Here is a 13,556-nt window from a genome sequence, read left to right on the forward strand (position 1 = left end):
ACGCCTTCGATTGGTCGTTGTAAAAATTACTATTCACGTAATAATGGAAATGATTCTGTAATAATTTTTAAATTGGCAATAGATGAAGGGGTATTGTAAGGACGGCGGTTATGCCGCAGTTTTTTGGACAATAAAAAGAAAGTTGTTCTCAACATAGAGAAAACAACTTTCTAACTTTGAGTCGATCGGTTGGTTACCTTTTTGATCAGTCGTTTGCTATAGCGTAGCACTGGCATTTTTCCTTTTCCAACAATCCCAACGAATTCAGCAAACATCTGTAGTAAAAATAGCACAATCAAGGTAATGATCAAGGAAAGCCCGATCGATGCACCGGAAAAAAGGATTGCTAACACGCCAAACGTCATACTAAACCCATATAATAAAAGAACGGTGTTACGATGACTGAGGCCCGCAGCAAGCAATTGATGATGCAAATGTTGCTTATCTGGCATCATAATCCCGGTTCCTTTATTCGCTCTTCTTATAATGGAAAACAATGTATCAAAAATGGGGATAGCGAGTACAATGACCGGTATCACAAAACTAAACAGGGTCACATTTTTAAACAGACCGAGGATGGAAATCACGGCAATCATATAACCTAAGAACATCGATCCAGTATCCCCCATATAAATTTTAGCCGGGTGAAAGTTATGAAATAAAAAACCAATATTACTTCCGATTAAAATCACACAAAGATAAATAACGACAACACGTTGATCGGCAATTGCCATGATCAAAATACTAGTTAGCGCAATCGCAGAAATTCCTGATGCTAATCCATCCAACCCATCAATTAAATTGATCGCATTTGCAATGCCAATAATCCAAAGTGTTGTGATCAAAATACTAACAGTCGTATTAAGCTCCACCAAACCAAGTAATGGGACATTAATTCGCTCAATGATTAATCCCCCATAAAGTAAACAACCAGCAGCAAGCAACTGGCCTAGTAACTTAACAACAGGGCGTAGTTGATATTTATCATCCAACAACCCAGTCACCACAATAACAATCGCCCCAATCGTGATTTCAAGTAAATAGTCATGGTTTGGTCCAAGATAAATCGCACCAGTCAGTGCGCCTAAAAATATGGCAAGTCCACCTAATCGCGGTGTCACAACTTTATGGATTTTTCGATAATCAGGGGCATCCATTATCCCCAGCTTGATTGCTATTTTTCTAACTGGATAAACGAGTAATAGTGTTGTAATGAAGGAAATAAAAAATGCTATCAGCAGTTCTGTTGTACTAAACATACTATCCCTACTTAAATGTGAGTTTGTCTGTTTATTGTTTACCATTTGAGCGGATGTTATGTTTATAATTTTTTTGCTGGAGGTATGATGTTGCTCGGTTCTGATTGTTGGGTGGGAAATGGGAGTTGCGGATATACAGTTTATTTTAGCAGATTGGATCACGACACACATGAAAAAAGAGCACTTCTTCGTGAGAAGTGCTCTTTTTCATGCGTACGGGAATGGCCTAACGCCACACCAAGGGCAAAAGTGGGACAATAAACCTGTCCCACTTTACTATTAAGGGAATGTAAATGTTCGGAAAGCATGTCTGTTGTAGGTTAATTTTCGTGTAGTTTTTTTAGGAGTCCTATTTCGCGCTCATGTTTAGTAGATTTTTCCCAAAGGAGCTCATTGTCTGCTTTCACAAAGCTTAATGATCCGATTACTTCTTGATGTCGAGATTGATTTTCTTCTTTCATCTCGGCGATACCTTGTTTCATCTCAATAATATCCTGTTGCATGATGGCTTGATCTTCATTCATTTTGACAATATCTTGTTTTATTGTTGCCTGATCCTGTTTCATCTCGATCATATCCTGCTTTATTGTTGCTTGGTCTTCTTTCATTTTGACGATATCCTGCTTCATTGTTGCTTGGTCCTGTTTCATGATGGCTTGATCTTTCTTCATAATAGCCTGGTTTTCTTTCATTGAGGTTTGCTCTTCCATTACTCCGCCGACAGTTTTTATTAATGATGCTAACATATTCTCAATTCGATCTAATTGTTGTTGACTCACTTTTTCACCTCCTTTTGCATTTATTATAACCGAATCGATACTCCTTAGCTATATGAAATTGTCGTATCATGTAGATAATCTATCACTGTAATTGGATGAAGATGGGGGAGGTTATAGAGAATCGAAATACGGATAAGCATTCATTTTTACAGATATATATTGCACTTTCACGGATATTTAGCCCATTTCCACGGATATATGTCAGTTTTTACGGAATTGGATAAGCCCCAGCCAGCAGCGATTTGTATTTCAATTGAAAAATGACGCACCAAAAAGAACACCTCTCCATAAGAAGTGCTCTTTCTGGTGCATCACTTGTTTTGAAGTGGCCAAGCACAACACCAAAGGCAAAAGTGGGACAACAAACCTGTCCCTATGTCCCACTTACTCTTCTGGTGAGGTCGTCGGTGTAGGTGTAGACGACTGGGATGAGGATTAGGGTGAAGATGCTGGATAGGCCTAGGCCGAATATGACGGTGATCGCCATTGGTTGTTGGGTTTCTGCACCTTCGCCGATCCCTAGTGCGAGTGGCACCATTGCTAAGATTGTGGTCAGGGTCGTCATTAGGATTGGGCGCATGCGGCTGACTCCTGCTTCCACAATCGCTTCGTGTCGGTCCACCCCTCGTGCGCGGACGATGTTAATGTAATCCACCAGTACGATCGCATTGTTGACGACAATTCCCGCCAGGATAATGATGCCGATAAAAGCTGTGATACTTAACGGTGTGTTTGTTATATAAAGTCCACCAATCACCCCAACGACGGTTGCTGGCATCGAGAACATGATCACAAATGGCGTTAAGAAGTTTTCAAACTGGACGGCCATGACGGCATACACGAGAAAAATCGATAGCACTAGCGCTAGTGCCAGGTCTGAGAACGCCTCAACCATGTCCTCTGCTTCGCCACCGACAGAATAGCTGTAATCTTCTGGAAAGTGCATATCCGCTAGGACCGCTTCAATGTCAGCAGATACACTCCCTAAATCACGATTGATAATATCGGAGGTGACATTGACTTGACGCTGTTGATTTTGCCGCGCCAACGTTGCCGGGCCTTGGACTTGGACAAAGTCAGCAACTGCATCTAATGGCACCATCGTACCTTGTTGATTTTGAATGGCTATATTTTCTAAATCACTAATCGTGTCTCGCTCGTCTTCAGGAAAAATCAGCCTTACGTTCATTTCATCTCCTGCCTCACGATATTGCATGATCGTTTGCCCAGTGAAGCCGAGTTGGATTTGACTCATAATTTCCTGATAGCTTAGCCCGTATTGTGCTGCCATTTCGCGATCGACATCAACATTAAGTTCTGGGCGTGTTTCCGCAACCGATGAAGTCGGATTGAGCACGCCATCCACTTCCGAAATTTGTCTGATCACTTGATCGGACAGTTCGCGCAACACCTCATGCTCCGGACCATTCAGTTGTACTTCAATCGGGCTGCCGGTTCCCATCGTTGCACCCATCGCACTAACGGTGACCTCGGCACCAACGATATCCTCAAGTTCCGCACTTATTTGTTGCACCACCTCGGTTGTCGATTGATCGCGCTGTGCTGGAGGCACCAACTGGATCGTGTAAGATGCAGTGTTGCCGCTACCGCCAGTGCCGCCCATCATTGGATCTCCTCCACCAACTGTGACGTAGTTGACACCAATTTCCTCATATTTTTCTAATTGGTTATTGACTTGTTCGGCGATTTGTTCTGTTTTTTCCTTGGATGTACCAACAGGAGTCTCGACATCGACCGCGATTTGCCCTTGATCGGCTTGTGGGATAAATTCGGTACCAATCCGCGGAACCAGTGCCAAACTTCCGACGATCGCCAAAATCGTGATTAGAATGGTTGTTTTCCGAAATCGCAACGCCTTCTGCAACACACCAGCATAGCCGTTGTTAAATCGATCAAGCCATTGGTCAAACCAATAGCGACGGCCATGATCATCCATCGCCCTGGACAATAGTTTGGATGATAACATCGGAATAAGTGTGATCGATGCAATCAGTGATGCAATCAGCGCAAACGCTACGGTCATCGCGAGTGGCGTGAACAACTCGGATGCAATGCCTTCCACAAATGCGATCGGCAGAAACACCACCAATGTCGTCGTGGTGGATGCGATCACGGCCGGCGCTAATTCCGATGCACCGCGTTTTGCCGCCTCCACCATCGCAAAGCCTCGCTGCCGGTAGGACACGATATTTTCCAAAATAACAATCGAGCTGTCGACCATCATCCCAATTCCGAGCGCTAGACCGCCCATGGTAAGTACATTGAGCGTCTCGCCGGTAAAATAGATCAGGGTAAACGTCGAGATGAGCGCGATTGGAATCGATAGACCGACAACCAATGTTGCTCGAATGCTTTTTAAAAATAACAATAAAACCAAGACAGCAAAAACGCCACCAAGAATCATATTTTGAATCACAGACGCAATTGACTGTTTTATAAAAGTAGACGTGTCAACGACTACATCCAAACGAGCGTCACTCGGCATGTCTGCCTGCAATTCTTCCACTGCAGCCGCAATATTTTCAGAGACTTCGACCGTATTGCCATCGGATTGCTTCATGACTGACAACACAACAGCAGGCTTTCCGTTAACTAGAGAAGTACCTGATTCGGAAAAAGTACTCGTCACGTTCGCCACATCTTCCACATGCACCCTTGCGCCCTGTGGCGTTTGCACAATCGTTTCCCTAATGTCATCGATTGAATCATAGTCGCCACGGATGCGAATTTGCAGATCTTTATCTCCTTTGGCCACCACACCGGCTGAACCGGATTGATTCGCACCTTGTAACGATTGCATCAACAGTTGCGGCGTCAAGCCATACTCGATTAATTTAGCACGGTCTAACTCGATTTCAATCACACGTTGCTTGCCACCTTCAATTGTAACGGATGCAACACCGCCTTGACGTTCAAAATGCGGACCAACCTGATCTTCGGCAATTTGCTGCAGTTGCACCACATCATCACCAGTTAAACCGACCCACATAATTGGCATTTGGTTAGGATTAAATCTGAGTACATTAGGATCGCTTGCCCCCTCGGGTAGCATCGCTTTGACACGATCAACACTTTCCCGTACTTGTAGCAGGGCATTGTCCAAATTAACACCCGTATTAAACTGCAAAATAACGAGCGACGCACCTGCTTGTGATTGCGATTGGATCGTGTTGACCCCTTCAATTGTACTTAACGATGATTCAATCGGTCGGCTAATGAGCTGTTCGACCTCTTGCGGCGCGGCATCCTCGTAGTTAGTCGCCACCACTGCGATCGGTAGGTCAATTTCAGGAAAAAGATCAATCGCTAAATTCCGCACCGAAATCGTCCCGAGGGCGATGACGGCCAATACAATCATGATTACCCCAACCGGACGCCGGACAGACGTATCGACTAGCTTCACGGTTACCGATCCTCCTTCACGATGCGAACACTCGCTCCATCGGTTAAGGTCAATTGGCCACCCGTGACGATCGTGTCCCCTTCTCTTAGGGAAGCCTCAATTGCTGTTTGGCTCGTTTGCGATTCGGTAACGGTAACATCGGTTTTTTTCACTTGTCCGCCATCGACTACATAGACAAACGTTTGGTTCGTCTGCTCGACAAGCGCTTCGGTTGGGATAAGCAGTGTATCTTCTACCGCTATTTCTTTAATGAAAATGGTCGCTACCATTCCTGCTTTTATCTTTTTGTCTGGATTATCTACTTCAAATTCGATTGGATAAAGGCCCGTTTCATCGGAGACAGACGCAACATGTTCCACCGTTGCTGTCGTTTCGAGTTCGATATCGTTAAAATGAACGGTAGCTGATTTTCTATTATTAAATAAATCGAGGTTATTGGCAGTAACTCCTAGTTGGATTTGAATTGTATCAAGGTCGATAATGACTGCCAGTGGCTCGGTATTGGAAACGATACTACCTTCCCGTGCCTCCAATGAGGTGATCTGTCCACTGGCAGGAGCTGTGATGTCGATTGTGCCACCTTGGTCGGCACGAGTAATCATAGCAATCACATCATCCTCTTCAACCATCTCCCCCTTTGCGATGTTAAGTTGATCAATTTCTCCGGCAACAGGAGGAACAACAGGTGTCGAAGCAGTTGGCATCGTCCGCCCATAGAACTGCTTCCGTTTCACCAAATCCCCCTGGCTAACCTTACCAACTTCCACCGGCGTAGCAGCCATCTCCTCGTCGGCCTGCTCCCCCGCATTCGGATCATCATCATTCCCTTGCCCACACGCCGCAAGCAAACAAATCATAACCCCAATCATGAACAAACGCCCAAACAATTGCCACATACACAAAACCCCCTCTTCCGGGACACGGGGACAGGGATGTTGTCCCACAGTGGGACACGGGGACAGGTCCACTGTCCCGCTTGAGTAATCCACCGGCGGATCATCCTTTTTCTGTCCTACCTGCCCTTATTTCTCAGAATAAAAGTTCTGTATATTAGATTGTCCTTAATTAGAAATATCATTCGAGTGAAAGGGTGGGTGGTTGATGCTGAATAGGGAGGATTTTTGGGGGAAAATGGGGATGTTTTACGAGATTATTGAATCTTTTGCGGAATAATCATCATTTTTACGGACAACAAATCACATCAAGTATCAGGCACCACGCACGGGATCAACAAGTCGCACCACACACGGAACACGCCGGGCGGGGCAGGTTCACTGTCCAACAAAAGAGCTAGACAACCTCCAAAAAACAAGCGGGACAAGATTTCTTGTCCCACTTCAGTTGGCTAGTTTGCTTGCTTCAAATACAAGGCTGTCCACTTTTTTAAATAGTGGTAGGTCTACATCGATTTGGTTGAGAAGGACTTGGATGTCGGGATCTAAAGCAAGTTGGACATAAGTGCGATGGAGGTAGCGGTACTGTTCGATGAATCGTTTCATTTTTTTGTAAAAGCCAGACAGATGTTTAGTCGACGTAAACGTAAACAGCTTGGCAACCTCTGGTGTATAGGTCGGAAAGTTAGGATGGATTGTATTCGCCATGTTTGTCACCAATGGAAACTGCATCGATGGATTATTATTTTTATTTTTCACTTGGTATAAATCATAGGTGATTGTTGTTAAATTTGGTAGGTTGGGGCTTGCTAGCTGCTTGTCCATGATAGAAAAAAAGCGCTGATCAAATGCTTCTGTCACACTGCGATTGTCCATATGGTAGAACGAGCGAAAGATAAACTTAAACAGCGTATTGTCGAGAATCGGACCTTTCCTAAGTTCATCTCGTAAAAATAAGTAAATTTCCGTTGTTTCTGCGTCCCATTCACTGAAAATTTGATCCTTATGTTGCAACAGGTACGTTTTAATTTCTGCTCCTGTTGCATAATTAGTAGCTGTCATTCGTACGACCCCCATTTTTAATTGTTACTTCACTATATGAAGAAAAATGGACAGACATGTACGTGACTTTTTATTTTTAATGATGGGACACGGGGACAGGTCCACTGTCCCACTTTATAACATAAAAAATGGGACAAGGTCCCTGTCCCCTTGTCCCACTGATTATTATTCGTCTTCTTCGTCGTCAGTTCCGATTAGGTCGTCTTCGCCGGCATTGCCATTTTCGCCTGCATCGCCAGCACCGTTTTCTCCGCCGTTATTGTCCATGTTACCTTCTTGGCCTGCGTCGCCAGTGTCAGCATCCTCTTCTTCTGCGCCATTTTCACCAGCATTGCCTTCGTCCGTGATGTCGTCCATTTCATCTTCAATTTCATCTGCTGGAGCATCGTCACCTACTGGATCCTCTAGATCATTGTTTTCTGCTGGATCTTCATTCTCGATTGGAGCATCATCTTCTGGTGGTGGCTCCTCGTCTTCTGCACACGCTGTTACTAATGATAACGCTAATGCAGACGCACCTAGTTTAGCTAACCATTTTTTATGCATCACTACATCCTCCTTTTAGTTTAATTCCTTAGTAGCATTCCCAGTTGACTGGAATTTTTTCAAGTTGTACTTTTCTTCTTCTATCCAATATATAGAAGAAATAACCCCCGAATAGGCTATGGTAGCAGAACTGTATAAAAACAGTCATGATTAGATTCCTCAAAAAAAATAAAATTATACACCATTTGAAGTGGTGGGACAGAGGGACAGGTTTGTTGTCCCATATGAGTGGGACAACAAACCTGTCCCCTTGTCCCAATAAAAAAAACGTTTGAATAGTGTGTACTATTCAAACGTTTTTTAATCTGTTTATTTATTTTACGGCAAACATAATTTCTGCTTCACAAGCAACTTCCCCATCGACTGTGGCAACTGCTTTCCCTTTGCCGATTGGTCCTTTTAGACGAGTGATTTCCACTTCTAACTTCAACTGATCGCCAGGGGTTACTTGGCGCTTAAATCGGCAGCTGTCAATTCCTGCTAGGAAGCCGATTTTTCCTTTGTTTTCTTCCTTACTTAAAATGGACACTGCACCAACTTGGGCAAGTGCCTCCACAATCAAAACACCTGGCATGACAGGATAATCTGGAAAATGTCCCTGGAAAAATGGTTCATTGATGCTTACATTTTTCTTGCCAACAATGCGTTTTTCTTCGATTTCCGTCACTTCATCCACTAATAAAAATGGATAGCGATGCGGGATTATCTCTTTAATTTGCTGAATATCGAGCATGTTCATCCTACCTTTCCTCATGTAATCCTATGTATGAATCAGTGATTCTTGTTTAGTATAACAGATGGCGAACAAGATCATGAGTCATTTGATATAAAAAAAGTAAGTGCTGGGATAAAAGTTGCTAATCATACGCCGTTCGTTGAAATTAGTGCCTCAACGCGTTAAAAAACGTTAATCAGACGTCGTTCGATATCACTACCGCCCCGCGACGTAAGAAAAACCATCCATAAATCCAATAAAAAAAACTAACCACCACAAGGCGATTAGCTTCAAAACGAAAACGAACTATCCTGTAACAATTCGGATGATGTGTTCCCATGTTTCTAACTCTAGGGCATCAGTTGGATTGCCGTTTCCAAGTACGCCATAGCCCACCATCAAACCTATTAGTAGTGCGATCGCAGAGAGAACGAGTACGAGAACGATTTTGAGCCAAATTGGAATCAGACGGCGCTTCGGTATCTTATTCTGTTTTCGTTCTTGTTTACGCTTCTTTTTGTCTACTCGTTGTTCATGCTTTTGTTGTCGATTTTGTTTGCGATCCAATAGTCGTTCCTTTTTCCGTAACTCTTTCCGTTCCGTTCGTTTAATTGGACCACTTGATTGTTCTGGCATGGCATATGACTCCTTACTAAAGATAAAGTAAAACTCACTCAGTAAGAGGGGTTGCTCTTCCCTCATTGAGTGTTAGTACGACAAGGGAGACCCGCAGGCCCTTGAACCATTCGGGGTGTTAGCGGCCGTTTTCCTCCCACTTAAACCTCTCCGTTTTCCTTCATGTTTTGAAGCACCGGGGTAAATCATGTTTTTTAACGTAATTGATTAATTAATCCTGACATTTCATCACTCGTTGAAATCGACCGTGCATTAAACTGGTAAGCACGTTGGGTCGTTAACAAATCCGTCATCTGCTGCGAAAGATCGACATTGGAACCTTCCAATGCTTTACTTTTCACTTCAACTGTACCTGCTTCAAGCTCCTCGATGATCTCATCGGCTGCGACTCCTGCATCTTCAGGGATTCGGAAATTATTTTCACCGACAGCTTCTAACACGCGCGGGCGCACTGCTTGGACAATCGCTAGTTGTGCTTCTTGTTGAGACTGTCCGTTTCTAGTTGTCTCAATACTACCATCTTTGTTAATATTAAGCGATTCAAAACCATCTTCTAACACAATAGGGTCCCCATTTGCACCGACAACCGGATGTCCATTACTGGTGGTGAGCATAACCTCGCCATTATCTTGTGGGCTTAAATAAAAGTTTCCTGCTCGTGTGTATTGGGTTTCTGTTTCACCATTGTCATTAGTCGTTTGGATTTGGAATAACTGATTTTTTTCTAGTAATGCAACATCTAAGTCACGACCGGTATCTTGGACTTGTCCCTGTGATAGATTACTGTTTGTACTACCAAGTGCTGCTCCGGCGCCAACACGTATACCGTCAGGAGTTAAACGAGGTGATTCGTTTTCTGACCCTAAATGGTGGTCAATTTGTTGGAATAGCAAGGATTGGAAATCAGCATTTCGACTTTTGTATCCTGTTGTACTGGAATTGGCCATATTGTTTCCGATCAAATCCATCTTTTGTTGTAGTTGCCCCATTGTTACTGCTGCTTGAATCGACATTCTACTCATTATTTCCCCTCCTAACGAAGTCTCGCAATCTCATTGACGGCTTTATCCAAACTTTGATCATACGCTTTTACCACTCGTTGATTTGTTTCAAACAAACGATACGCCTGCATCATGTCTGTCATTGCCTGGTTCGAATCGACATTGGAATTTTCTAAATAGCCTTGTTGGATCTTGTAATCAATGCCTTGCTCCCTAGCATTGATAGGTGCTTGGCCATCTTCGGCTAATTGAAAAATCCCAGACCCTTGTTTAACTAAATCATTGGCATCTGGACTATAGGCAATACCAAGTGGAATCGTTTGGTCTTGCACTTGTAAATTTCCTTCTGATGTCACATTAAAATCAAGACCATCCGTAAAAATTGGATTCCCCTCTTGATCCAGAACATAGTTACCATCGTTGGTAACTAACATCCCTTCACTATCAACCGTGAAATTCCCATTTCTTGTATAACCTTGTTCCCCATTCTGTTGCTGCACAGTGAAAAACAGTGCACCTGTTTCATCAGGCAATCTGTCATTGACAAGCGCTAAGTCCGTATCAATCCCCGTTTCTTTTAAACTCCCTTGGGAAAAGTCAGGAACTGCCTCTTGCATATAAACACCCGTGTTAATCGCGCCCATTCTTGCATTCATTGGTATATTTTTATTCTGAATCCTAGAAGGAGTATTCCCTTCTATTCGCTGCATCATCATTTCTGGAAAAGCACGTAATGTCGACTGGTCTTGTTTATAGCCTGGGGTTAATGCGTTTGTAATGTTATTGGATAAAGCTTCCTGGCGTCGTTGTTGTGCTGTCATTCCTGCTGCTGCCGTATAAAAACCTCTTAACAAAATACATTCCCCTCTCCAGATTGAACGCTTTTACTTATTATCGTTCGATCAGATTGATTCTTTATCATTATCCCATGTTCTAGTGCATGGGGCTATCCGAGTTTTTCTTACAAATTTCGCAAAATAGTCAAAAATTAATGTGACACATGGTCACAGCTGTTACTATTTTTTTACCGAGTTCAGTATGCGCACCTTTAGTTTGAACTGCATTTTTACGCTTGGTTACCAAACCCGGCTTTTTGGCCTATGTTGAGATAGCTTATTTGCGTTTACTTACCAAATCTAGCTTCGTCTACCATAAATGGCCTGCGCCCGCGCATAAGTTTTCTATAAATTAAACGATTTTACGTCTTTCAATTTTATCAATATTTTCTAGCATGATCCCAGTTCCTTTTGCAACGCAATGGGTTGGTTCTTCGGCCATCAGCACTGGTACTTTCAATTGCTCCGCAAGTAACTGGTCTAGCCCATGTAAAATAGCACCGCCGCCAGTCAAGATGACACCGCGATCAATGATATCGGCAGATAATTCTGGTGGTGTTTTTTCTAAAACAGATTTCGCTGCTTGCGTGATCAAGGACACCGGTTCGCGTAATGCTTCTTCGATTTCCTTTGATTTAATTGTGATCGTGCGTGGCAAGCCACTAACCATATCGCGACCGCGAATTTCAATTTCTTCGCTTCTTGAATCCGGAAAAACGGTTGCTACATTAATTTTTATATCTTCGGCAGTTCGTTCACCGATTAGGAGTTTATATGTACGTTTGACATAATTTAAGATCTCGACATCAAACTTGTCCCCGGCCATTTTAACGGATTGAGCGGTGACAATATCTCCCATGGAAAGTACAGCAACATCTGTGGTACCTCCACCGACGTCGACGACCATATTCCCGCTTGGCTGGAAAATATCCATTCCAGCTCCGATTGCAGCTACTTTTGGTTCTTCTTCTAGATATACTTTTTTGCCGCCAGACTTTTCAGCCGCTTCTTTGATTGCTTTCTGTTCTACTTTCGTGGTGTTGGTTGGGCAACAAATTAGCATTCTAGGTTTAGATAGAAAGCCACGTACATTAATTTTATTGATGAAATATTTTAACATCGCTTCGGTTACATCAAAATCAGCGATGACACCGTCTTTTAATGGGCGAATCGCCTCAATATTTCCTGGAGTCCGTCCAACCATGCGACGAGCCTCTTCGCCAACCTCTAACACTTTTCCTGTGGTACGATCCATGGCAACAACTGAGGGTTCGTCGAGGACGATTCCTTTCCCTTTTACATGAATTAATACGTTAGCTGTTCCAAGGTCTATTCCAATATCCCTAGAAAACATAACTTTGATCCTCCCTGACTAATATAATTGCGAAGTTTTAAGTCCGAGACATAATGCTTCTATTTATATATATTATCACAAATTTAATATCTTAGTTATAGGAAATAAAAAAAATTGTCGTATTGGATAGATTTACGTATTTTGGGAGGATCTGATTAGCTGTTAACTAACCGGTTTAATCGGTTGATCTTGTTCTTGGTTGTCCGTTGTAGTAGTGGACAAATCGTTTTCACTATTATATTTGAGCTTGGTTGCTTCCCCACCACGAAGATGCCTAATTGCTTTGTGATGGTCGAGGATATACTTTACTTGGTTGTACAGTTCGGGGTTAATCTCTGGCAATCGTTCCGTCAAATCTTTGTGGACCGTACTTTTCGAAACGCCGAATTCCTTGGCAATGATTCGAACCGTCTTCTTCGTCTCCACGAGATGACGACCGATCTTGATCGTTCTCTCTTTGATGTAATCGTGCACACCACTCGCCTCCCTAAGTTGTACGTCCAAGGTGTCAATGAGACATGGTGATTCAAGTCGTGGTCTACTACGAGTATGTATGAAAGATGCGTGTTCAGATTATAAATGTTTGTTCAATGGAAGCCCCACACACTTTCACCTTAGACCTATCTTGTTTGTCAGTTTTTTAACAGTTTATTAAGCCGATGGTCTGATTATGATTAAAATGTTGGATTGCGTTAGCTGCTGCCTCAAACGAATGTTTAGTAGTTATATATATACAGCCCATGTGAAAAATAGAACTGGAATTCGGCCTGTGGTGTGTGGGTGGGGTGTGTGGATCCGCTTCGTCCTCCTTTTGGCGGTTTTTGATGCGATTAGCGGAATCAGAATCCGCTTCCGACTATAAGGCGGGCCCTCGTTCCGTTATTTCCCTTTTTCGAGCTTTTTTTACGGGGGTGGCGGTTCCTCTGGACCTCTGTCAAGAAAGTGGACACCAAAATAACGAAAAGTTGTTTAATATTGGTCGTGCAGAGACTTTTCTTAACTTTTTAAGATCATAGATGATGCCGTGGAAGCGTCAAGCCCAGCCCGCTTG

General features: G+C 43.2%; 12 protein-coding genes. All 12 read right to left on the reverse strand.

Going from position 1 to position 13,556, the window contains the following annotated elements:
* Nucleotides 1–170: 170 nt before the first annotated feature.
* Nucleotides 171–1,259, reverse strand: coding sequence for a glycosyltransferase family 4 protein (locus FCI53_RS15085; protein WP_138419884.1), 1,089 nt, complete (start codon nucleotides 1,257–1,259; stop codon nucleotides 171–173).
* Nucleotides 1,260–1,579: 320 nt separating this feature from the next.
* Nucleotides 1,580–2,038, reverse strand: coding sequence for a hypothetical protein (locus tag FCI53_RS15090; protein ID WP_138419885.1), 459 nt, complete (start codon nucleotides 2,036–2,038; stop codon nucleotides 1,580–1,582).
* A 373-nt stretch (nucleotides 2,039–2,411) separates the two neighbouring features.
* Complete coding sequence (locus FCI53_RS15095; RefSeq protein WP_138419886.1) at nucleotides 2,412–5,462, reverse strand: efflux RND transporter permease subunit; 3,051 nt, start codon at nucleotides 5,460–5,462, stop codon at nucleotides 2,412–2,414.
* A gap of 2 nt (nucleotides 5,463–5,464) precedes the next feature.
* Nucleotides 5,465–6,358 carry an efflux RND transporter periplasmic adaptor subunit gene (locus FCI53_RS15100; protein WP_138419887.1) on the reverse strand — a complete coding sequence of 298 codons (894 nt, stop codon included), beginning with the start codon at nucleotides 6,356–6,358 and terminating at the stop codon, nucleotides 5,465–5,467.
* 441 nt (nucleotides 6,359–6,799) lie between these two features.
* Nucleotides 6,800–7,417: a hypothetical protein gene (locus tag FCI53_RS15105; protein WP_138419888.1), complete on the reverse strand. Its 618-nt coding sequence runs from the start codon at nucleotides 7,415–7,417 to the stop codon at nucleotides 6,800–6,802.
* Between the two features lie 165 nt (nucleotides 7,418–7,582).
* Nucleotides 7,583–7,963: a hypothetical protein gene (locus tag FCI53_RS15110; protein WP_138419889.1), complete on the reverse strand. Its 381-nt coding sequence runs from the start codon at nucleotides 7,961–7,963 to the stop codon at nucleotides 7,583–7,585.
* 313 nt (nucleotides 7,964–8,276) lie between these two features.
* Nucleotides 8,277–8,696 carry a 3-hydroxyacyl-ACP dehydratase FabZ gene (gene fabZ, locus FCI53_RS15115; protein ID WP_138419897.1) on the reverse strand — a complete coding sequence of 140 codons (420 nt, stop codon included), beginning with the start codon at nucleotides 8,694–8,696 and terminating at the stop codon, nucleotides 8,277–8,279.
* Between the two features lie 288 nt (nucleotides 8,697–8,984).
* Nucleotides 8,985–9,314 carry a DNA-directed RNA polymerase subunit beta gene (locus FCI53_RS15120; RefSeq protein WP_138419890.1) on the reverse strand — a complete coding sequence of 110 codons (330 nt, stop codon included), beginning with the start codon at nucleotides 9,312–9,314 and terminating at the stop codon, nucleotides 8,985–8,987.
* Nucleotides 9,315–9,508: 194 nt separating this feature from the next.
* Nucleotides 9,509–10,336: a flagellar hook-basal body protein gene (locus FCI53_RS15125; protein WP_138419891.1), complete on the reverse strand. Its 828-nt coding sequence runs from the start codon at nucleotides 10,334–10,336 to the stop codon at nucleotides 9,509–9,511.
* A gap of 11 nt (nucleotides 10,337–10,347) precedes the next feature.
* Nucleotides 10,348–11,169, reverse strand: a complete 822-nt coding sequence (locus tag FCI53_RS15130) for a flagellar hook-basal body protein (RefSeq protein WP_138419892.1) — start codon at nucleotides 11,167–11,169, stop codon at nucleotides 10,348–10,350.
* Nucleotides 11,170–11,503: 334 nt separating this feature from the next.
* A complete protein-coding gene (gene mreB / locus FCI53_RS15135) occupies nucleotides 11,504–12,505 on the reverse strand; it encodes a rod shape-determining protein (protein WP_138419893.1) in 1,002 nt (333 codons plus the stop codon).
* 162 nt (nucleotides 12,506–12,667) lie between these two features.
* A complete protein-coding gene (gene spoIIID, locus FCI53_RS15140) occupies nucleotides 12,668–12,979 on the reverse strand; it encodes a sporulation transcriptional regulator SpoIIID (RefSeq protein ID WP_138419894.1) in 312 nt (103 codons plus the stop codon).
* Between the last annotated feature and the right edge of the window lie 577 nt (nucleotides 12,980–13,556).

The organism is Aquibacillus sediminis (assembly GCF_005870085.1).
GTDB lineage: Bacteria > Bacillota > Bacilli > Bacillales > Amphibacillaceae > Aquibacillus_E > Aquibacillus_E sediminis.